Genomic DNA, 20578 nt, shown 5'->3' on the forward strand with positions numbered 1-20578 from the left:
AAACGTACAAAGATACAAAATGTAGCAATTTGAATATTATATGGTAAAATCCATTATGTTAAGTTGTGTTTTAATATAATTTATGTTATTTTTAATAAAGTTTAGTTTTTATATGAAACTGCCCACTATTTGTCCCAGTTGCGATGCCGATCTGCGTGTAGCAAAGTTGGAGTGCCTTGCTTGTGGCACAGCCGTGATCGGCCATTACGATTTACCGCCATTGATGTTGCTAGATCGGGAAGAACAGGAATTTGTGATCCGGTTCTTAGAAAACTCTGGCAGCTTGAAAGAGATGGCCAGCCAGATGGGCAAAAGCTATCCAACGGTGAGAAATAAGCTGGATGATCTCATAGCGAAGTTGAAAAGTAAAAAATAGCCAAATAATATATCTATTCACCTTTAATAGCAGTATCCCATGAAAAATAATAAGTACGTAGAAGTACAAAGCTTTTGGTCACGATGGTTCATTCTTCTCATCCTGCTACTACTTGGAGTTGGTATTTATGGGGCAGTTCGAGAAAAGGAATGGGGCGCCGAGCCGATTATTGGTTTGTCTATTCTTTTTATTACGATCATATTTTTTATTTTCATTCGCTTGCGCACCACTGTTGATAGCACGGGAATAACGGTAGATTTCAAACCCTTTCTTTGGAATAAGTTATGGTCTTGGGACAAAATCGCTGCTGTGCAAATAAAAAAATATAGCTTGCTCGATTATGGTGGTTGGGGGTATCGCATCGGACCCAATGGCACAGCATATACAGTACAGGGAAAGTATGGCGTGCAAATTCAGTTTAAAAATGGCGATAAGATACTGGTTGGCACACAAAAACCAGAAGAAATTCAACAATTTTTAGATCATATTCAGCATGAGCAGATATAGCCAAATTCTCATTAATCCTTTTGCTAATCTATCTGACCGTACCATGCTTTTCGTGGGGTCTATAGCATATCTATGGGCTTCGGTGCAGGTCGTTTTATTTCGTTATGTACCAGATGGTGTTTTTCAGCAGCATTTAGTTAATAAGATTTCCTGGTACGCAGGCTTTGTCAATGTCGGTATCAATATTCTGTTTCCAACTATGTTCCTTTGGTTGTTAGCCAAAATATTGTACAATAAGACGCGTTGGCAAGATGTGTTGGAGGTCGTTTTATTTTCACAGATCGTCAATTACATAACAGGATTTTTGCTGATGAATCCCTATTCAACATCTAAAAGCGAAGTGATGCTAGATGCGGTCAAAGCAGGCGATATGAGTCTAACGACAGTTGCCCCTTTTGATATGTTTGTTACAGTCAGCGCGGGAATAATCGGATTAGCTATGCTCGTTTATTTTTTCTATTTATTGGTTGTTGGCATGAAGATAGCCATGAATTCCAAGAAAAGGGTTCACGCAGTATGGATCGTACTGGTTGTCTTGATGACCGATACATTATTGCACCTTTGGTCGCCTTATATTAAATAGCTCAAATGAGAATAGTATTCATAATATTAATAACCTTTTTTTACTCCTGCCGTGGAGTTTCACAGTCGTTCGAAGGAGGATGGAAAGGTGATTTGGCTGTGCCAACTGGTACATTGCCCCTTCAGTTTTCTTTGCAAAAGGGAGATCGATGGACGGGTACAATGCGCAGCCCTTCGCAAACCCGATTAGATTTCAAACTTGATCAGATTGAAGTAGCGGGCGACTCAATCCGCATGAAATCTGCAGCATTAGGCATTTCGTATCGCGGACGCCTTTCCGCAGATGGCCAACATATCGAAGGCAACTTTCAACAAGGTAATTACACATCCGCACTGCGATTAGGCAGATACGATAGTACACAAACGGTTAAAAGACCTCAGCAACCTATTGCGCCATTTCCCTACGATAGTAAGGAAGTGTATTTTGATAACAACGATGTGACCTTAGCTGGTACCATGACGCAACCGACAGAACCAGGGAAATATCCTGCAGTGATCTTGGTTAGTGGATCGGGCCCACAAAACCGAAATTCGGAGTTAGAAGACCATAAACCTTTTGAGGTTATTGCAGATTATCTAACTCGCAAAGGTGTGGTCGTGCTACGGTACGATGACCGAGGCGTGGCGCAGTCCACAGGCAATTTTTTGCAAAGCAACATTGCCGACTTTAGCGAGATGCCTTAGCTGGACTGAAGTTTCTTAAATCGCAACCAAAAGTCGATTCAGCACGAGTTGGTATGATCGGACACAGCGAAGGCGGCTTGATCTCCCTATTGCTTGCAGGGCAGCATGCTCCGGATCTCAAATTTGCAGTGTCACTGGCAGGGCCAGCGTTGCCAATCGATTCGCTTATGGTGCTACAACTTTATCACGTGGCAAAAGCCAAGGAATGAGCGAAGCGCAATTAGCCAAGGTGCGTCCCGTAAATCGCAAAAACTTTGCAACGGTAAAAAGTGATCTTCCTGCTTCACAGGCCATGAGCCAATTATTGAACAATATGAAATCCGTTGGTGGCGCATCTGGCGCGCTCCAAAAGGAATTGCAAGTGATGCTCTTGGAACCCTACCGTTATTTTATGCGGATAGATCCCGTTCCTTTCATCCAACAGATCAATATTCCGCTTTTTGCCGCGTTTGGAGGTAAAGATGTGCAGGTGCCTGCTAAAGAAAATCAGCAATCGCTGGCGGATCATTTGCCCGGCAATCCGCAAAGCAGAATAAAAACGTATGCTCCCCTTAATCATCTGCTTCAGCCGGCCAAAACTGGCAGCCTACAAGAATATTATACAATTGAGACCACCATCGATCCAACTCTACTGAAGGATATTGCCGATTGGATTAAAGGATTGTAACAGACGAGAGCAAAAAATTATGGCGTTGTATTGGCTACGGGCAAAACTTTTCCGTTAAAATACTTATGTCCTGTTTGCGCAAATTCCGCGATATACCTACCCATTTCAAAAGCAAGAGTGCCCGCTTGTACACCTGGAAAAGCCTGCTCAAACATTTCTGTTTGCGAAGATCCTAGTGCCAAGCAATTTACCGAAATACCTAGTGGCTTAAATTCCTCTGCCAAACATTCTGTCAAGATAGCCAAGGCTCCTTTGCTTGCCGAGTAAGCTGATAATCCAGAAAACTTAGAAGAACCCTGTACACCGCCCATACTTCCGATATTTACGATATGAGCACCTGCCTTCATCATCGGTACGATATGCCGGATCATCATGCTATGTCCTAGCAAATTAGTTTGTAATACCTGTGCAAAATCTTGCGTGGTAGTTTCCATAAATGGTTTATTGACCAATACACCGGCATTATTGATCAAGATATCAACTTGTTCAAATTTAGATGCTATAAAGGGGACGAGCGAGTCCGTGTAGTTGTCATTGACTATATCAAATTGCGCGGGATACAGGGTGCCGCCATCGGGATTGAGTGAGGTCGCGATCTCATGTAATTTTCGCAATTTATCTGCTGATCTTGCTAACGCAATTACGTTATTTTCTTTTTTCGCGGTAAGATCCAACACTGCTTCAAAACCGACTCCACTACTTGCTCCCGTGATAATGATATTTGCCATGCTTATTTATTTTATATAGGATAAAAACTATGATTCTAATAGATCAATGGTGCTTACCGTTTGCCCTAATGATCGCTACTAATGAGAAATCCTCACGCATTTCCTTAGGCGCCGCTTATCCAAAAACCAAAGGATAAATCCGTGCAAATAAGAGTAGGGTATAAGCAATCAAGAAACCACCGCTCAAAGACATCAACCAATTATACTCGTCACGAGCATACTTAGTTTTCAATACTAAAATCAAAAGTCCAACAAAAATAACAAATAAAGTGACCGGAAACAGCAAGAACCATCTGTTGGTAAAGTATAAATTGATGCGACTCAGTTGAGTGGCATCCTGTGTTACATAAAATGCCAACAACATCGCAAACAAAACAAAAAATAATCGTAATATTGACTTTGCGACGATCTTGCTAGTGGTATGATTTTTGGAAGACGAACTCTTCATAGCAATGAATAAATTTAGAATGATCAAAAATATCAAATTTAGTATTATGCGTAAACAGGTAATGTCGATATTATCGCTTTTAGCGATTGTCTTGGTGATGGGCTCTTGTGGAGCACCACGAAAAACTGCCGGTTCTGCTGCTGCAGGAGCAGAATCTGGACCAAGTGCGTCGCAGTGGCGTGCCGGTGTAAAAGGCAAATGGGTGTTGAATACAGTAGATCGCGAAGATATTCCTGCGGCATACACCGTTAAGAATATTTTTGATGAAGCACCAGTCGAATGTTTTGTGGGCAGTGTGTGGGATTTGCCTACCGGCAATTATCGTGGTAGCATTGAGTTTCGAAGTGAAGGTACTTTATGTGCTAACGGAGCTGTTCGCAATATTGTATGGTCTATCTTCAATCCTGGAAAAGGAATGGGCGAGCCACAGTTTCAATTTAAGAAATTATACGCCGGTGATAAAGCATCAAACGTAACCACCGGATATCGCTTAGATCTTTCGTATGCCGACGGCGAAACTCTAGTGATGCGTATGCCTATACCTTTAGAGCAAGGTGAGGGAAATTTAGTATTCAATTTCACTCGCTTAGATTAGGTAAATAAGGGCATAAGCCTTGGCTAACAAGTTTAAACCTCCTAAAGTGTAGCACACTTTAGGAGGTTTTTTTATATTTTTGGACAAATTATAAGATCGCAATGCAACAAAAAGTAGCGTTAATCACAGGTATAACGGGCCAAGACGGCGCTTACCTTTCTGAATTTTTGCTGAAGAAAGGGTATATCGTACATGGACTAAAGCGACGAAGCTCACTATTTAATACCGATCGCATCGACCACCTGTATCAAGATCCGCATGCACCACATCGCAATCTTATCCTGCATTATGGTGACTTGACAGATTCGACCAACCTTATTCGCATAATACAGGAAACACAACCTGATGAAATTTATAATCTTGCCGCACAATCGCACGTAAAGGTGAGCTTTGATACGCCAGAATATACAGCAAATGCCGATGGCATCGGCGTGCTACGTATTATGGAGGCGGTGCGTTTATTAGGATTAGTGGAGAAGACGAAGATATATCAGGCTTCCACTTCAGAACTGTATGGTTTGGTACAAGAGGTGCCACAGCGCGAAACGACACCATTCTATCCTAGAAGCCCATATGCGGTCGCTAAGATGTACGCGTATTGGATCACCGTAAATTATCGAGAAGCGTACAACATGTTTGCCTGCAACGGTATTCTATTTAATCATGAAAGTCCGGTAAGAGGAGAAACTTTCGTAACACGTAAGATTACACGTGCAGTAGCAAAAATTGCGTTGGGATTGCAAGACAAATTGTTTTTAGGAAACTTATCGGCACAGCGCGATTGGGGCCACGCAAAAGACTATGTTGAGGCTATGTGGCTTATCTTGCAGCAGGAAAAAGCAGAGGATTACGTGATCGCTACTGGAGTAACGACCAGCGTTCGCGAATTTGTGCGATTGAGTTTTGCAGAACTTGGCATGGAGATCGAATTTAGTGGAAAAGGAATTTCCGAAAAGGGAGTCGTGATCGATCGTGATCAAGATCGAATGAACGAACTAGGAATCGATCCCAACACGGTCAAATTGGGGCAAACAGTCGTTAAGGTAGATGCGTCATATTTCCGTCCGACGGAGGTAGATTTACTGGTTGGCGATCCGAGTAAAGCAAAGCAGCAACTAAATTGGCAACCTAAATACGAGCTGAACGATCTAATAAATGAGATGGTACGAGCCGATTTGCAATTGATGCGAAAAGATGCATACCTCAAAGCTGGCGGTTTCGATACTTTGAACTATTTCGAATAGATCTACCTTGGAATAGTTTTTGTTTACTTAATAAATAAGCGTTAAAATTTGAACATCGCATAGTTTTAATTTTATCGGCTTTTGGATATACAAACGATGAATGTTGATCGAGTGGAATTAAAAAGGGAAGAAGAAGAAAAAAAGACAGCGCAATCTGGTGTCAGCAAAAATATATACTTCTTTATCATAGCCATAGCTGCTTTAATAGCAACTAATGTCTATTTTTATATAAAATTTAAATCATCCGGAGAGAAATTATATACAGTCACGTTACAACGTGAAAACCTACAAACTGATATAGATCGGATAGAAGCTGAACTAGATAATGCCAGCAATCAAGGTATCGTATTTACAGACGATTTAGAAGTTACGGAGAGTGAAGCTCGAATGGTGATCAGCAATTTGCGTCAAGATTTGAGTAATAATAATATTTCAGAATCTGATCTTAAAAATGTTCGTAATGAGGTACTGGGCCTTAAGGATAGAGTTTCGCAATTTCGCGATGAGGTCGTAGGTCTTCGCGTCAAGACTGAATTACTGGCTCAGGAAAATAGTATTCTGCAAAGTGAATTGGATGAAAACGAGCGTCAAATTGCAACTTTGAGAGAGCGACAATCTGCGATGACAACCAAAATGTCTAAAGCATCATCTGTCAAAGTATCCAATGTAACCATTAATGGAATTAGCACTAAGCGGGACGGTTCTAACACGACCAACACCCGGGCAAAAAGAGTCGATCAGCTTCAGATCGCTTTCACAATTGCCGATAACCCTATTGCCGAAATAGGTAAGAAAGATATATTCGTAAGGATAATCAATCCCAGCGGAAATCTTATTGCCAATTCGGATGATCTTTTTTACGTACACGGCGAGAAGTTGCAATACACATTTAAAGAAGCAATTTCATTCACTAATAACGGAGAAGAGTATCAGTTTTTCTGGTCTGACGAAGATTCAGGATTCAAGAAGGGTGCATATACCGTACTCTTGTATGCGGATAATGCTATAATGGGTCGTGCAAGTGTCGTTTTAAAATAAATATTGCCTCCCAAAGTTACCCGTTACCAAGTTCGAAAAAAATTTCTGGTGCGAAGACGCAAAGCATAGAACTGCAGGTAATCAATCGATCTGATGGTATATAATTATTGAATCGCTAAGTACTACGTATTCGCTGGAGCGTCAGTCATAGGCAGTATCAAAGTAAACGTAGTCCCTAAGTTTTCAGCGGTGGTAAAAGTGATCTGTCCTTGCATAGATTCCACAGTTTTCTTTACAAATGCCAATCCCAATCCAGTACCAGAGCTTTTGGTGGTAAAATTAGGTTGGAAAATTTTTGGTATAACTTCCGCAGCTATGCCCAATCCTTTGTCGGCAATGTCTATTTGCAACATGCCCTCTTCTACTAAAGACATAGTAATTTTGATTGTATTTTTTCGACGACCTCTGGATGCTTCTATGGCATTTTTAATCAAGTTATTAAAGCTGCGCAAAATTTGATCTTTATCACTTAAAACAAAAAGTTTATCTCGGCCAGTTTTATTTGCGATGAGAATGTTTGTATTTAGCGAACTATTAAAAAATGTAACTACTTCTCGAATCTTATCTAATAGATCAATAGTTACCAATTCAGTGTTAGGTAATTTGGCAAAATTGGAAAACTCAACCGCAATCTTGGATAAACTATCAATCTGCTCGATAAACGAGTCCGAAAACTTCTTAAAACGATCTTCAAACCTAGGGTCATTTTCGTTGAATGAACGCATGAGCTGCTGTATACCTAGCTTCATAGGAGTAAGCGGATTTTTGATTTCGTGCGCTACCTGTCTCGCCATTTCGCGCCAAGCGTATTCACGCTCTGCATTCATCAACTGTTTGGTGTTGTGCTCCATCTTGACGAGCATCAGATTATAAGCCTTCACTAACGCGCCAATCTCATCGTCTCGCTCCCAATAAAGTGGTTCATTATCTTTGCCACTGATGGTTGTTTCTACCATCTTTTCGCCAATCATCAGTAGCGGTTTGGTTATAAGACGCGATACCCATACTGCAATAAACCCTGCGATTAGGATGATCACCGTGTAGATATTCAACAAAGAATTGAGTAGCAAATTGCTATTTCTTATTTCTTCTTTCTTAGCAGCATAATTCGGAATATTTACGAAAGCTGCGGAGCTGCTATCCTCATTTTTTATGGTCGAATAACTGGAATTAAAATCAAAATCGCCAATTCGCTCTGTCAGCGTTACGTTCGTTTTCTTAATGACGTTCAGTTCATTATATGCGTCCGGGTTAATGTATTGAGATACTAATCTTGTCTCAAAGATGCGAGGCTGAGAAGAGTAAATCAAAATGCCGCGCTTGTCATATATATTTGCATCTAGATTTGAAAACTCATTTATCTCCCTGATGCGCTGTAAGGCATCATCATTCCATGCTTTTTTTTCCGAATTGGACAACAGATTTTCAAGTTTGTGCGAGACTTCTTTGCTATAGCTTTCTTGTAAGGCCAGGTTGCTCGTTTCTAATTGCTTTCGGATGGTGAAAAATGCGATAGTACCTGAAATGAAAATTGCAAGGATTACAGTACATATTACGATCGTTTGTATTCTTGTGCTGTAGCGAAATTTGTTCTGCAATAAAATAAATTGATACTGTAACGTGCGCCATGTAAATGATCTTTGAAATATCACCGTCGTGAGGTACTGTATCATTAGGGCAAGTAGGTACACAATAAATAAGGATATAAACAAAAATGAAACGATGGCCAAAGATTGCCAAATGTCAAATTTAGGTTTACTCACGATGATAGTCGTATGCACATCCGGACGAAACAACATATGATAAAAACCTTTATCATCAGGCAGTTCAATTGTTTTGTTTAAGTCCATCGGAAATTCTGTATCCTGCGCCGGATATACATAATTACCATTCTGAGTTAGCAATATTCTATCCTTATAAAGTGCAAATGCTGCGTCGCTGGCATAGTGTTCTCGAATGATATCGACTTTACTATCAACCAGAAATTCTGGATATGGCAGGGACGGGCTATAGGCATAATTTCGTAGATTCACGAAAATCTGCCCAGTCCGAGTATCATCAATTGCTACATCTATTTGAAAAAAATATTCGTGGGTACCAAGCTCACTACGCACACGGTAAAAGTGATCGGTATTGGGAACTCGTACGGCTTGGTTTATCACCTTCTCGCGGTATTCAGCCATCTTGTCGTTACCATAATTTTCAATAGCTACGTCGTCTATGTAATAATAAAATTGATGCTCATACCGAGATAGATATCCTTCTAAATATTTTGTTTTTATGTAGTTGTTGAGCATTTTTGGCTGCTTATTCAGCTCGGCATCTGTCAGCATTTCTCTGATAAGTACAGAGTCAGCATTAAAATTCTTTTCCATCTCAGCAAATATGGAGATGGCATTCATGTCGTTTTCGGCTTCAAGGTATTTGAGTGTCAGATCCATCTGCTTTTGTTTGACTGCCCTTATGCTTTTATGGTAGATAAAAGATGACAGAAGTGAGATGGATAGCAGTACAATAACAATATTGAAAAAAGAATGCTGTGTATTTTTATGTCGAGTATATGATCGAACTAACAAAACTATACCTACCAACAGATTGTAGTAGACGGCCTGCTCGAAGAATAGTGCGCTAATGAGCAAAAAGAGAATCAGCGTGATTAATTGCATGTTAATCTCAATCGTCATATTCTGTAGCATAGTTCGTACCTGGCCTATGGCAAAATCTATGTACAATAGTAGAAGTACAATATTCACACAAAATAGAGTGACATTTACCCAACTATAGGTGCTAAAACCTAATATATTCGTGAAGTCCATGTTCACACTAGGCGTATGTGTTATTAAGGTGCTGAGATGCTCTAGCAAAAGGTTACTAAGCAGATAAATGCTCGACAAGACAATTCCTGACAGAATGATTCCCTGGATGTTACGATTAAAAGGATTTTGAGCAGCCAGAAATATTTGAATACTGCGTATGTAAAAGATCAACCAGGTCGCACTTACGGTTGTTACAATAAATTCCCAAAGATTGGGCAGTAGTGGATTGTAGGCATAATAACGAGGATTGAACAATTCCATACTTGATGTTGCAGAAAGCCAATCCGCATGTAGAGAAATCCATTTTATGATGGCCAACACGGCAATCATTGCCAAGATAGACGACCACGCATATCCTTTTTTTGCCAACATGAAACAACCGCGATTGATAATAGAAAGCAAAATAATGGATCCTAATACCCAAGCAAGAAGTTGCATAGTTAGGTACACATTGTGGTACTTACCCTGTTTGAACTTGACGGAGAATAGATAGGTCCCAGATCTACTATAAACATTTCGAACAATATCATCATCGCTATAACGTGCAATTTCTAGATTATCTGAAGGAATGATGTTCTTGTAAAATCGGTTGGATAAGTAGCTATTGGAGTGGTTAAATGCGCGCCGAATCAAAATTACAGCGATGACTGACATCTCGCTATCTATCTTTTTCTTCTTCACTATGTAGGATCTCGGCTCACCATCTACAAAGGTGGTTTCTTGAACAAATGTTTTGTCACTTGGTGGCACAAGCAGATTAGAACTCCAAAATATTGGTTTATTGTTTTTGTAAACGTAGAAATAGGTTAATTGATCATCGCTTGACAGATTTTTTGTCAGTTGTAAAGCTTGAGTAGGGTAGCGCTCGACGTTTGCAAAGGTTTTTAAAGCTAACGAATCCGTAAATAAATCTTCTACCACTTTCTCCTTTTTATGAATATTACTAGAGATCGTTTCGGTATTAATCGATAGCATATCTGCTTCAGTAATCGTGTTGTGGATAATCAATGCTGTAGCAAACAGTAAGAACATGATTATTGACAACAAAAGGAGCACTCTATTTCCCATGCGGAAGATTGTTAAGAAGTTTAAATATAAACAAAAAAGTCCGCGCTAATTAAATAGCGCGGACTCTTTACCGTATATAAAAGAATAATATTAGTTGTGTACGTCTTCTTCGCGGAACAATTTTGCGGTAAAGTATTCTCTGTTCATTCGCGCAATGTTCGTCATCTTGATGCCAACTGGACACTCTGCTTCGCATGCACCAGTATTGGTACAGTTACCAAAGCCTTCTGCATCCATTTGATCTACCATGCTTTGCGCACGTTCGTAGCGCTCTGTTTGTCCTTGTGGCAACAAGGCAAATTGAGAGATTTTGGCCGATACGAATAGCATTGCCGATGCATTTTTACACGCGGCAACACAAGCGCCACAACCAATACATGTGGCCGATTCAAATGCTTCATCAGCAATACGCTTAGGAATTGCGATAGCGTTTGCATCAGGTACACCACCCGTATTTACGTTTACATAACCACCAGCTTGTTGTATGCGCTCGAATGAAGTACGATCTACGGCTAAATCTTTCAAAACAGGGAAAGCAGCAGCTCTCCAAGGTTCGATGACAATCGTCTGCCCGTCGTGAAACGAACGCATATGTAGTTGACAGGTTGTCGTGCCATATTCTGGTCCGTGCGGTCGACCATTGATCACCAAAGAGCACATTCCACAAATACCTTCACGACAGTCGTGATCAAAATATATAGGATCTTCACCTTTACGCGTAAGGTCATCATTTACGATATCCAACATCTCTAAGAAAGACATGTCATCTGCGATATCTTTCGCTTGATAAGTGACAAATTGCCCCTTGTCATTTATATTTGTTTGACGCCAAACTTTTAGCGTTAAATTCATCTGTCCACTCATAACTTCTATATAGAGTAACACATTGAGCCGAAGCTCAATGGATCTTATTTATAACTTCTTTGGGTTAATTTAACATTCTCGAACACTAAGTCTTCTTTGTGAAGAACTTCTGGCTGATTGTCGGCAGTATATTGCCATGCAGCTACGTACGTATAATCTTCGTCATTACGTAGCGCTTCGCCTTCTTCTGTCTGAGATTCCAAACGGAAGTGACCACCACATGATTCGTTGCGATTCAACGCATCGTCCACCATCAGTTCACCCAGTTCTAAGAAGTCGGCTACACGTCCAGCTTTCTCCAAAGACATATTAAGTTCGTCATTATTACCCAATACATTAGCATTTGTCCAGAAGTCTTTGCGCAATTCCTGAATCATGCCTTTCGCTTTGGTCAATCCCTCTGCCGTACGAGCCATTCCACAGTATTCCCACATGATTTTACCCAATTCTTTATGGATGTCATCTACTGTTTTTGTGCCGCGCAATGCCAGTAATGCAGTTACCTTATCTTCCACTTCTTTACGTGTTTGTTCGAAAGCAGGATGATTTTTGTCTACTGGTGCAAATGAGCCTAAGTTGGCCAAATAATCACCCACGGTAAAAGGAATAACGAAGTAACCGTCTGACAAACCTTGCATTAAAGCAGATGCCCCTAGGCGATTAGCACCGTGATCCGAGAAATTACATTCTCCCAAAGCATACAAGCCTGGTACGGTAGTCATCAAGTTGTAATCTACCCAAATACCGCCCATGGTGTAGTGAACTGCCGGATAGATACGCATTGGTTGCTTGTATGGGTTTTCGTCGGTGATTTTATGGTACATGTCAAACAAGTTACCATATTTAGCACGTACGGTATCCTCGCCCAAACGAGCAATCGCATCTGCGAAATCTAAGAATACCGCCACACCAGATTTACCAACACCGCGCTCATCATCTACTGCTTCTTTGGCGTTACGAGAAGCTACGTCACGTGGTACCAAGTTACCAAAAGATGGATATTTACGCTCTAAGAAGTAATCTCTGTCTTCTTCTTTGATATCGGCAGGGTGCAATTCGCCTTTACGCAATTTTGCAGCAGTTTCTTTTGTTTTAGGAACCCATACACGTCCATCGTTACGCAATGATTCCGACATCAAAGTCAGTTTCGATTGGTGATCGCCCGTTACTGGAATACAAGTTGGGTGGATTTGTGTATAACAAGGGTTGGCAAAGTATGCGCCACGTTTGTGCGCACGCCATGCTGCCGTCACGTTACAGCCCATTGCATTGGTAGACAAGAAGAATACGTTTCCATAACCTCCAGTACACAACAATACGGCATGTCCTTCGTGTGTTTCTATTTTTCCGGAAATCATATCACGGGTAACGATACCACGCGCATGTCCGTCGATCTTCACCAAGTCAAGCATTTCATGACGGGTGTAAGATGTTACTTTTCCTTTTTGGATTTGGCGGTTAAGCGCCGAGTACGCACCTAATAATAATTGTTGTCCAGTTTGACCACGTGCGTAAAACGTACGTGAAACCTGCGCACCACCAAAAGAGCGGTTATCTAAAAGACCACCATATTCACGTGCAAATGGAACGCCTTGCGCCACACATTGATCGATGATGTTGACCGATACTTCTGCCAAGCGATGTACGTTGGCTTCACGAGCACGGTAATCTCCACCTTTGATGGTGTCATAGAATAAACGGTAAACCGAGTCACCATCATTCTGATAGTTTTTTGCCGCATTGATACCACCTTGTGCTGCGATAGAGTGCGCACGACGAGGTGAATCCTGGTAGCAAAATGTTTTCACATTGTAGCCCAGTTCTGCTAAAGAAGCAGCTGCCGAAGCGCCCGCCAAACCCGTACCCACTACGATGATAGTGAATTTTCGTTTGTTGGCTGGGTTTACCAGCTTCATATTGAATTTATGTTTGGACCATTTTTCGGCTAATGGGCCAGCAGGTACTTTAGAATCTAACATAGTTAACGATCTATATATTTAAAAGATGCTGCGGAGCAACATCTGTAAATAACATTATTTTAAAAAGTAAAAATACAAAGGCATTAAAGCGAACAGAACCGGAATAATAACGCCAAATCCCCAAACGCCAATCGCACGAATCACGCCGATATAGCGACGGTGATTGAACCCTAGGGTTTGAAAGGCCGACTGGAATCCGTGGATCAAGTGAAAAGAAAGTGCACCCATGGCTATCACATAAAACAGTACAATCAATGGATTTTTGAAAGTAACTGCCACCTGCGTATAAAGATCTTTAGATTGAACTGTCTCCACACCATTATCTACAAAACTACGGTAACCCGTGTACGTTTCTGGAACATTATCGAATTGGTCAGTCTGGCGATCACCAGTAGCAATATCAGTACGGTACTCCACATAAGGCGTGGTTCCAAACTTATACTGAAACCAAAAATTTTGCATGTGGGTAGCTATAAATACTAAAAGTACAGTACCTAGGATACCCATATTTCTGGAATTCCAAGTGCTATTTGCTTTGCCATCCGTTTTATTATATTCAATAGGGCGGGCAGCTTTGTTTTTGATCGTCAAGATCAACGCATATACAGCATGGATAATGATGGATGCATATAACAAATAAGACACTACTTTGATCGGGGTAAAGTGCGTCATGAAGTATGCATAGTTGTTGAATGAATAGCCAAGGTCGTCGCTAAATAGCTGTAGGTTACCGATCAAATGGACTATTAAAAATGTACACAGGAATAGGCCTGTTAAGCTCATCACGAGTTTCTTCCCAAGCGAAGAAGTTAACACCGGCTTTGATTTACTCATTAGTCTTCTGAATTAATATAATTTAGTCACAAATTTATCATATAAACAATAAGAAGTCCTTCAGGTAGGACTAAAAAGAACAATTTAGAATTATTCTAAAAAAAATAGGGTTACCATCTTTTGGTAGCCCTATTTTTTTGGCCTTTAAAAAGGCGGTAATTGAAGATTGTTAAGCTGTGAGCTTCTATAAGAAATTAAATCCTAAAGCTAGTGTCCAAAGATTTAGTCGTTGTCTATCACCGGCTCCACGATTTAAATCGCCCAAACCATGCTCATAACGTAAATCCAATGAAAGCTTAGAAATATCTACCCCAGCTCCAAATGCGATCGCTGCAAAGTTGTCGCGAAAGTTTGTAGTTTGACTCGCATTCGGTCTGTTAAAATTATCTTTATCAAATATAAACGAAAAGATGGGGCCGGCCTGAATACGTGCTCCCACAGGGCCAAGACCGATTTTAGTGCCTAGCAAAACCGGAACATCAATGGTTGAAAAGCGTAGTTCCTGAGATTGACCTTCCTCCGACGTAAGGGTGGTGTTTTTCATGGAATAATACACCTCAGGCTGAAGGTGAAGGCCTAAGACGCCGATACGACCCCAAGCACCCGCCAAAAATCCTGCTCTAGTACTAGAATCAAAATAATTTCCGCCAGAACGTAAGCTAGAAAAGTTCATACCTGCTTTCAGACCCAAATCAAATGAAGGGAAGAGCTGTGCTTGTGCAGAGAAAATGGTGGTAATTGCTACGATTAATGTAAGTATTCGTTTTTTCATACTATTATTTTAATTTTAACTTTTTCGAAGATACGAGAGAATATCAAAAATTAAGCCACGAAACAGAATAAATCATGACCAACCTAAAAATATCATCGAAAGACTGGGAAGTTGTTCGGTTCAAGTTGACCAGAAAATACAATACTTTACGTAGCGAGGATCTAGCATATGTGGAAGGACAGGAAGAAGAGCTTATAGCGCGCTTAGCGAAGAGAATTAGACGAAATACCGACTACGTACGATTTACCTTAGGTAAGGAGTTGCAGGATCTTAATAGTAACCGGCTATAACCTGATGGAGGAGATCACTTGGACAGATTTTGAGCGGATAGTGCTATGCGTCGGAACCATTACAGACGCGCAAGACTTTCCGAAAGTGAAAAAACCAGCTTACCAGTTGCAGATCGATTTTGGTGCGAAGATAGGTATTCGCAAATCGAGTGCGCAGATTACTGTGCATTATACTCGCGATGAGCTAATCGGGAAGCAAGTAGTAGCTGTGGTAAATTTTCCGCGAAAGCAAATTGCAAATTTTTTTTCCGAATGTTTGGTGACAGGTTTCGCTGATGCAAATGGAGATATCGTACTGACAGCTGTGGATAAAGAAGTTCCTAACGGGACACGGTTAATGTAAGGAAGGATTAAAAAAAATAGATGAAATATTTTAGTGCGGAGGGTGATACGTCAGAATCTGTAGACGAACTATTTATGCGGGAGGCACTGCGCTTGGCCAAAATAGCTTACGAAGCAGATGAAATACCAATTGGTGCAGTGATCGTCGCAAACGGACAAGTCATTGCGAAAGGATATAACTTAACCGAACGCCTTCACGACGTCACGGCGCATGCAGAGATGCAAGCATTCACAGCGGCGGCCAATCATTTGGGAGGCAAATATCTTAAGGGTTGTACATTATATGTCACAATAGAACCTTGTGTGATGTGTGCTGGAGCGGCGTACTGGGTACAAGTGGATCGTATTGTGTACGGAGCTAAAGACGATAAGCGCGGATATAGCGCTTTTCATGATCGAATCATACACCCAAAGACAGAAATTAAAGGAGGTGTGTTAGAAACTGATTGTAGTGACTTGATACAATCATTTTTTCGTAATAAAAGAAATTAAGATCACACAGAATGGCATGTTTTCAAACATAAAAACTAAACATTTGTTATATTCGTGACGCAGCATAAGCAGCATTAATTTATACTAAAATTATATAATTATGGCATTCGAATTAGCAGCGTTACCATACGCTAACGACGCATTAGAACCACACATTGATAAAGATACGATGGAAATCCATCACGATCGTCACCATCAGGCTTACGTGGATAACTTGAATAAAGCTATCGCAGATACAGATGCCGCTGGAGCATCTTTAGAAGAGTTGATCAAAAATATCAGCAAATATCCTGCAGCTGTTCGCAATAACGGAGGTGGGCATTTCAACCACGATTTATTCTGGTCTGTATTAGGGCCGAATGCGGGTGGCGAGCCGACAGGTGAGTTGGCTGACGCGATCAACGAAACATTTGGTTCATTCGCTGACCTGAAAAAGAAATTGCAAGAAGCAGGCGCTACGCGCTTTGGTTCAGGTTGGTCTTGGTTAATTGTTGGTCAAGATGGTAAATTAGCGGTAACTTCTACACCAAACCAAGATAATCCTTTGATGGATGTGGCAGAAGTGAAAGGCACACCTATCTTTGGTATCGATGTATGGGAGCACGCTTACTATTTAAAATATCAAAACAAGCGCCCCGCATACTTAGAAGCTATCTTTGAGGTAGTAAACTGGGATGCTGTCGCAAAAAGATACGCAGCAGCAAAAGGATAATTTTAATCCTGACGCTATAGTGTTAAATATGTTAAGAAGCTGCCTTGGTGAAATCCAAAAGGCAGCTTCTTTCGTATTTTGTAATATATAATAGGAGGAATTATGAACAACAAAATAATGTATTTATTCGCTTTGTGTACGCTAGTTTTGGCGTCTTGCCAAGCAACATCTAATACTTCAAAACCAGTTTCTTTAGCAACCTTGCCCGTGAGTGATGATCGTCAAGAAGCCATTATGGCGGCAGGATGTTTCTGGTGTATCGAGACATCTTTAGGATTGCTAGAAGGAGTGGACACGGTGATTTCTGGCTATATTGGCGGCAAAGGTGCTAATCCGACTTATGAACAAGTGACGACAGGGCAAACTGGATATGCTGAAGCGGTTAAAATAACTTATGATCCAAAGATAATTTCATATGATGAACTGCTGAAGGCATTTTTCCAATTGCACGATCCTACGCAACTTAATCGGCAAGGTAACGACGTCGGTACTCAATACCGATCTGCCTTATTTCCTTTAAATGCTGAGCAAGAGGAAAAAGCAGCGTATTATATCGCGCAACTTAATGCAGAGAAAGTCTATGACAAACCGATCGTAACGACGATCGAAAAGTCAGATGTATTTTATCCGGCCGAAGATTATCATCAGGATTATTTCAATAAAAACCCGAGTAATAGCTATTGCCAATTCGTTGTGCAACCCAAATTAGAGAAGTTTAAAAAAGTATTCGAAGATAAATTAAAATAGTTCTCTAGTAATGGAGCCCATTCAGTTTACTGTGCCAGTTTATGGTGAAGGTGTATTTGCTACCCTCGAAAACAGAGCCGGTAAGCTGTATGATTACTATCACCGCCATTCCGAATTGCAAGTTACGTGCGTCTTGCAAGGCAATGGTACCATAGTGGTAGGTAATATTGCGCAATCTTTCCAACAGGGCGACATTTTTGTACTTCGGCCCAATGAACCTCATATGTTCACCGAATATGAAGAGTGCGGGTCATCCGGCGAAATTGTGCATTTGGTTCACGTATTCGTGCATTTGGAGCGAATGGAAAAACTTTTCGTTATTCCAGAATTTGATCAAGTGGGATCGTATTTGATAGGATTAGATGCAAGTAAGAAAGTACAAGCTGATCGTGCTCAAAGCCTGCAATCTTATTTTCGAGCACTTTCTGAAAAAAACGGCATTCCAAAATTTATAGAATTCATCAGTTTGTTGCACGCACTCACACAGCATGCTCGCGATGCAGAGTCGCTATATTCAGGTGCAAGGAAGATCAGCTATTCTGATAAAGACGGCGCTCGCATAAGTGCGGTCTATAAATACACCTTCGATCACTTGCAGGATGATGTGGCTATTGCAGATGTGGCTAGTTTGGTGCATATGACGCCCAGTTCATTTTGCAAATTTTTTAAGAAACATACTACCAAAACATATGTAGGTTTTTTAAATGAAGTCCGAATAGAGAAAGCTTGTCAGCTGTTAGTAAACCGCAGTACAGAATCTATCGCTGAGGCGGCCTTTCAGGTTGGCTTCAAAAACACGGTACATTTCAATCGGGTTTTCAAACAGATCATGCGCCTATCACCCCGCCATTATCTACAACAGTATGGGATATAGTAGATAGACGAAATTTGTCGAAATTCCTGCCGCTGATATCTTTTGCTATTTTTCTTATTGTCGCTATATACTACTGATAATGATAATAATTATACTATTTCTATCCTTTTTTCGTTAACTCTTATAATGACAATATATGTTTATATTCAGACAATCAGTGTTTATGAGTTACGCACAGAGTGCCGTATCTTTACTGATAAGAATTAGATAAAAAGGAAAATATGCTTAAAGGATTTTTTAATGTTCCAGACCCAGTAAACGAACCAATTAATTCGTATGCGCCAGGAACCAAAGAAAGAACACTGCTGCAAGAGGCGATTGCTACAGCTCGGGCGCAGGAAGTAGATATACCGATGTACATCGGATCAGAAGAAGTGCGTACTGGAAATAAATTACCACTCACTCCTCCACACGATCACAAGCACATCTTAGGTCATTTTCACCAAGGCACCAAAGAGCATGTAACCGCTGCTATCAATGCAGCGCTTTCTGCAAAAGATGCGTGGGAAAACTTGCCATGGGAGCATCGCGCAGCGATCTTTTTGAAAGCAGCCGAATTAATCTCGACCAAATATCGTTATAAGCTGAATGCTGCGACCATGCTTGGTCAATCAAAAAATGCATTTCAAGCGGAGATCGACTCGGCATGTGAAATTGCTGATTTCTTGCGCTTCAATGTGAAATACATGACTGAGATTTATTCTCAGCAACCGCCAGTATCACCAAAAGGCGTGTGGAATCGTGTGGAGCAACGTCCTTTAGAAGGCTTTGTGTTTGCATTGACACCATTTAATTTCACGGCGATTGCGGGTAACTTACCGACTTCAGTAGCAATGATGGGAAATGTTGTGGTGTGGAAACCGTCCGAAACGCAGATTTATTCGGCCAACGTGCTGATGGAAGTCTTCCGCGAAGCAGGCGTTCCAGATGGCGTGATCAACTTAGTATATGTGCATGGCCCAGATGCAGGTGATGTTATTTTTAAACACCCAGATTTTGCCGGTATCCACTTCACAGGATCTACAGGTGTATTCCAAGAGATTTGGAAAACAATTGGCGAAAATATTCACGTGTATAAAACTTACCCACGCATTGTGGGGGAGACTGGTGGTAAAGATTTCATTTTAGCACATGCTACCGCAGAAGCGAAAGTCGTGAGCACAGCACTAGTACGTGGTGCATTTGAATTCCAAGGTCAAAAATGTTCCGCAGCATCTCGTGCGTATATTCCAAAATCACTTTGGCCAGCGGTTAAAGAGCTTATAGGTAAAGATTTGGATACGTTGAAAATGGGTGGTACAGAAGATTTTACCAACTTCATCAATGCGGTGATAGATGAAAAAGCATTCGACAAAATCACTAAATACATTGATCGTGCAAAAGAATCAGCAGATGCTGAAGTAGTTTTCGGAGGACATTATGATAAGTCGACGGGATATTTTATCCGTCCGACCGTTATCGTTGCAAAAAATGCTGACTACGAGACCATGCAAGAAGAATTGTTCGGTCCGGTGCTGACGATTTTTGTCTACGAAGATGAGAAATGGTCTGAAACTTTGAAAACGATAGATCAGACGTCCATCTATGCATTGACAGGTGCTGTGATTTCGCAAGATCGCTACGCGATCGAAGAGGCAAGTCATGCTTTGCGTCATTCGGCTGGTAACTTTTATATCAACGATAAATGTACAGGTGCAGTTGTAGGCCAGCAGCCATTTGGCGGTGCGCGCGGATCGGGCACAAATGATAAAGCTGGATCAATGATCAACTTGCTACGTTGGGTATCACCAAGAACAATTAAAGAAACCTTCAACCCAGATACGGATTACCGTTACCCGTTTTTAGGAGAAGATTAGTAAATACGTAGACAGCCAAACTGTCTACCATAATAACAGTCATAAAAAAGGAGTTTTCATGTA

At 40.9% G+C, this 20578-nt stretch carries 23 protein-coding genes; 16 read left to right on the top strand and 7 right to left on the bottom strand.

Features of this window, described 5'->3' with window-relative positions; translation table 11 throughout:
* Positions 1–112 precede the first annotated feature (112 nt).
* The 6 genes from A0125_RS09065 to A0125_RS15395 are packed head-to-tail and all read left to right on the top strand — an operon-like array spanning position 113 to position 2816.
* Complete coding sequence (locus A0125_RS09065; protein WP_066754817.1) at positions 113–376, top strand: DUF2089 family protein; 264 nt, start codon at positions 113–115, stop codon at positions 374–376.
* Between the two features lie 39 nt (positions 377–415).
* Positions 416–883, top strand: coding sequence for a hypothetical protein (locus tag A0125_RS09070; RefSeq protein WP_066754820.1), 468 nt, complete (start codon positions 416–418; stop codon positions 881–883).
* Positions 870–1466, top strand: a complete 597-nt coding sequence (locus tag A0125_RS09075; RefSeq protein WP_156472492.1) for a YIP1 family protein — start codon at positions 870–872, stop codon at positions 1464–1466. The genes A0125_RS09070 and A0125_RS09075 overlap by 14 nt, the downstream gene beginning before the upstream one ends.
* Before the next feature lie 5 nt (positions 1467–1471).
* A complete protein-coding gene (locus A0125_RS15385; RefSeq protein ID WP_156472493.1) occupies positions 1472–2149 on the top strand; it encodes an alpha/beta hydrolase family protein in 678 nt (225 codons plus the stop codon).
* A gap of 5 nt (positions 2150–2154) precedes the next feature.
* The gene (locus A0125_RS15390) at positions 2155–2358 is read left to right on the top strand and encodes an alpha/beta hydrolase family protein (RefSeq protein WP_082784982.1); all 204 of its coding nucleotides are present in this window, start codon (positions 2155–2157) and stop codon (positions 2356–2358) included.
* A complete protein-coding gene (locus tag A0125_RS15395) occupies positions 2355–2816 on the top strand; it encodes an alpha/beta hydrolase (RefSeq protein WP_082784983.1) in 462 nt (153 codons plus the stop codon). The genes A0125_RS15390 and A0125_RS15395 overlap by 4 nt, the downstream gene beginning before the upstream one ends.
* A gap of 17 nt (positions 2817–2833) precedes the next feature.
* On the opposite strand, the gene A0125_RS09085 is transcribed toward A0125_RS15395, so the two are convergent.
* Both A0125_RS09085 and A0125_RS09090 read right to left on the bottom strand, forming a co-directional pair.
* Positions 2834–3544, bottom strand: a complete 711-nt coding sequence (locus tag A0125_RS09085) for an SDR family NAD(P)-dependent oxidoreductase (protein WP_066754825.1) — start codon at positions 3542–3544, stop codon at positions 2834–2836.
* Between the two features lie 115 nt (positions 3545–3659).
* Complete coding sequence (locus A0125_RS09090) at positions 3660–3992, bottom strand: hypothetical protein (protein ID WP_066754828.1); 333 nt, start codon at positions 3990–3992, stop codon at positions 3660–3662.
* Positions 3993–3996: 4 nt separating this feature from the next.
* Here A0125_RS09090 and A0125_RS09095 point away from each other — a divergent pair, with 4 nt between their 5' ends.
* The 3 genes from A0125_RS09095 to A0125_RS09105 all read left to right on the top strand — a co-directional run bounded on the left by A0125_RS09095 (position 3997) and on the right by A0125_RS09105 (position 6869).
* Positions 3997–4587 carry a hypothetical protein gene (locus tag A0125_RS09095; RefSeq protein WP_231863189.1) on the top strand — a complete coding sequence of 197 codons (591 nt, stop codon included), beginning with the start codon at positions 3997–3999 and terminating at the stop codon, positions 4585–4587.
* A gap of 101 nt (positions 4588–4688) precedes the next feature.
* Positions 4689–5831, top strand: coding sequence for a GDP-mannose 4,6-dehydratase (gmd, locus tag A0125_RS09100; protein WP_066754830.1), 1143 nt, complete (start codon positions 4689–4691; stop codon positions 5829–5831).
* A gap of 96 nt (positions 5832–5927) precedes the next feature.
* Positions 5928–6869, top strand: coding sequence for a hypothetical protein (locus tag A0125_RS09105; RefSeq protein ID WP_066754833.1), 942 nt, complete (start codon positions 5928–5930; stop codon positions 6867–6869).
* 122 nt (positions 6870–6991) lie between these two features.
* Here A0125_RS09105 and A0125_RS09110 read toward each other — a convergent pair whose 3' ends face one another.
* From A0125_RS09110 to A0125_RS09130, 5 genes are all read right to left on the bottom strand, one after another.
* The gene (locus tag A0125_RS09110; protein WP_082784984.1) at positions 6992–10753 is read right to left on the bottom strand and encodes a sensor histidine kinase; all 3762 of its coding nucleotides are present in this window, start codon (positions 10751–10753) and stop codon (positions 6992–6994) included.
* A gap of 90 nt (positions 10754–10843) precedes the next feature.
* Positions 10844–11617: a succinate dehydrogenase/fumarate reductase iron-sulfur subunit gene (locus A0125_RS09115; protein WP_197464839.1), complete on the bottom strand. Its 774-nt coding sequence runs from the start codon at positions 11615–11617 to the stop codon at positions 10844–10846.
* Between the two features lie 44 nt (positions 11618–11661).
* Positions 11662–13596, bottom strand: a complete 1935-nt coding sequence (locus A0125_RS09120) for a fumarate reductase/succinate dehydrogenase flavoprotein subunit (RefSeq protein WP_066754837.1) — start codon at positions 13594–13596, stop codon at positions 11662–11664.
* A 54-nt stretch (positions 13597–13650) separates the two neighbouring features.
* A complete protein-coding gene (locus tag A0125_RS09125; protein WP_066754839.1) occupies positions 13651–14430 on the bottom strand; it encodes a succinate dehydrogenase cytochrome b subunit in 780 nt (259 codons plus the stop codon).
* 184 nt (positions 14431–14614) lie between these two features.
* Complete coding sequence (locus A0125_RS09130; RefSeq protein ID WP_066754842.1) at positions 14615–15202, bottom strand: porin family protein; 588 nt, start codon at positions 15200–15202, stop codon at positions 14615–14617.
* A gap of 74 nt (positions 15203–15276) precedes the next feature.
* On the opposite strand from A0125_RS09130, the gene A0125_RS15400 reads away from it, so the two are divergent.
* The 7 genes from A0125_RS15400 to pruA all read left to right on the top strand — a co-directional run bounded on the left by A0125_RS15400 (position 15277) and on the right by pruA (position 20515).
* Positions 15277–15492 carry a hypothetical protein gene (locus tag A0125_RS15400; RefSeq protein ID WP_082784985.1) on the top strand — a complete coding sequence of 72 codons (216 nt, stop codon included), beginning with the start codon at positions 15277–15279 and terminating at the stop codon, positions 15490–15492.
* Between the two features lie 4 nt (positions 15493–15496).
* Positions 15497–15835, top strand: coding sequence for a tRNA-binding protein (locus A0125_RS09135; protein ID WP_066754844.1), 339 nt, complete (start codon positions 15497–15499; stop codon positions 15833–15835).
* Between the two features lie 20 nt (positions 15836–15855).
* Positions 15856–16326, top strand: a complete 471-nt coding sequence (locus A0125_RS09140; RefSeq protein WP_066754847.1) for a nucleoside deaminase — start codon at positions 15856–15858, stop codon at positions 16324–16326.
* Positions 16327–16426: 100 nt separating this feature from the next.
* A complete protein-coding gene (locus A0125_RS09145; protein WP_066754849.1) occupies positions 16427–17038 on the top strand; it encodes a superoxide dismutase in 612 nt (203 codons plus the stop codon).
* 102 nt (positions 17039–17140) lie between these two features.
* The gene (msrA, locus tag A0125_RS09150; RefSeq protein WP_082784986.1) at positions 17141–17785 is read left to right on the top strand and encodes a peptide-methionine (S)-S-oxide reductase MsrA; all 645 of its coding nucleotides are present in this window, start codon (positions 17141–17143) and stop codon (positions 17783–17785) included.
* A 10-nt stretch (positions 17786–17795) separates the two neighbouring features.
* Positions 17796–18659: an AraC family transcriptional regulator gene (locus tag A0125_RS09155; protein WP_066754851.1), complete on the top strand. Its 864-nt coding sequence runs from the start codon at positions 17796–17798 to the stop codon at positions 18657–18659.
* Positions 18660–18880: 221 nt separating this feature from the next.
* Complete coding sequence (gene pruA / locus A0125_RS09160; protein ID WP_066754853.1) at positions 18881–20515, top strand: L-glutamate gamma-semialdehyde dehydrogenase; 1635 nt, start codon at positions 18881–18883, stop codon at positions 20513–20515.
* Positions 20516–20578 lie beyond the last annotated feature (63 nt).

Origin of the sequence: Sphingobacterium populi (assembly GCF_001586775.1) — a bacterium.
Classification (GTDB): Bacteria; Bacteroidota; Bacteroidia; order Sphingobacteriales; family Sphingobacteriaceae; genus Sphingobacterium; species Sphingobacterium populi.

Excerpts from the sequence above, each read along its gene's own strand:
- A0125_RS09125 (WP_066754839.1), bottom strand. The coding sequence starts at position 14,430 with ATGAGTAAATCAAAGCCGGTGTTAACTTCTTCGCTTGGGAAGAAACTC.
- A0125_RS09130 (WP_066754842.1), bottom strand. The coding sequence starts at position 15,202 with ATGAAAAAACGAATACTTACATTAATCGTAGCAATTACCACCATTTTC.
- A0125_RS15385 (WP_156472493.1), top strand. The coding sequence starts at position 1,472 with ATGAGAATAGTATTCATAATATTAATAACCTTTTTTTACTCCTGCCGT.
- A0125_RS09155 (WP_066754851.1), top strand. The coding sequence starts at position 17,796 with ATGGAGCCCATTCAGTTTACTGTGCCAGTTTATGGTGAAGGTGTATTT.
- A0125_RS09070 (WP_066754820.1), top strand. The coding sequence starts at position 416 with ATGAAAAATAATAAGTACGTAGAAGTACAAAGCTTTTGGTCACGATGG.
- gmd (WP_066754830.1), top strand. The coding sequence starts at position 4,689 with ATGCAACAAAAAGTAGCGTTAATCACAGGTATAACGGGCCAAGACGGC.
- A0125_RS09140 (WP_066754847.1), top strand. The coding sequence starts at position 15,856 with ATGAAATATTTTAGTGCGGAGGGTGATACGTCAGAATCTGTAGACGAA.
- A0125_RS15395 (WP_082784983.1), top strand. The coding sequence starts at position 2,355 with ATGAGCGAAGCGCAATTAGCCAAGGTGCGTCCCGTAAATCGCAAAAAC.
- msrA (WP_082784986.1), top strand. The coding sequence starts at position 17,141 with ATGAACAACAAAATAATGTATTTATTCGCTTTGTGTACGCTAGTTTTG.
- A0125_RS09075 (WP_156472492.1), top strand. The coding sequence starts at position 870 with ATGAGCAGATATAGCCAAATTCTCATTAATCCTTTTGCTAATCTATCT.
- A0125_RS09110 (WP_082784984.1), bottom strand. The coding sequence starts at position 10,753 with ATGGGAAATAGAGTGCTCCTTTTGTTGTCAATAATCATGTTCTTACTG.
- A0125_RS09085 (WP_066754825.1), bottom strand. The coding sequence starts at position 3,544 with ATGGCAAATATCATTATCACGGGAGCAAGTAGTGGAGTCGGTTTTGAA.
- A0125_RS09145 (WP_066754849.1), top strand. The coding sequence starts at position 16,427 with ATGGCATTCGAATTAGCAGCGTTACCATACGCTAACGACGCATTAGAA.
- A0125_RS09105 (WP_066754833.1), top strand. The coding sequence starts at position 5,928 with ATGAATGTTGATCGAGTGGAATTAAAAAGGGAAGAAGAAGAAAAAAAG.
- A0125_RS09065 (WP_066754817.1), top strand. The coding sequence starts at position 113 with ATGAAACTGCCCACTATTTGTCCCAGTTGCGATGCCGATCTGCGTGTA.
- A0125_RS09135 (WP_066754844.1), top strand. The coding sequence starts at position 15,497 with ATGGAGGAGATCACTTGGACAGATTTTGAGCGGATAGTGCTATGCGTC.
- A0125_RS15400 (WP_082784985.1), top strand. The coding sequence starts at position 15,277 with ATGACCAACCTAAAAATATCATCGAAAGACTGGGAAGTTGTTCGGTTC.
- pruA (WP_066754853.1), top strand. The coding sequence starts at position 18,881 with ATGCTTAAAGGATTTTTTAATGTTCCAGACCCAGTAAACGAACCAATT.
- A0125_RS09095 (WP_231863189.1), top strand. The coding sequence starts at position 3,997 with ATGAATAAATTTAGAATGATCAAAAATATCAAATTTAGTATTATGCGT.
- A0125_RS09090 (WP_066754828.1), bottom strand. The coding sequence starts at position 3,992 with ATGAAGAGTTCGTCTTCCAAAAATCATACCACTAGCAAGATCGTCGCA.
- A0125_RS09115 (WP_197464839.1), bottom strand. The coding sequence starts at position 11,617 with ATGAGTGGACAGATGAATTTAACGCTAAAAGTTTGGCGTCAAACAAAT.
- A0125_RS09120 (WP_066754837.1), bottom strand. The coding sequence starts at position 13,596 with ATGTTAGATTCTAAAGTACCTGCTGGCCCATTAGCCGAAAAATGGTCC.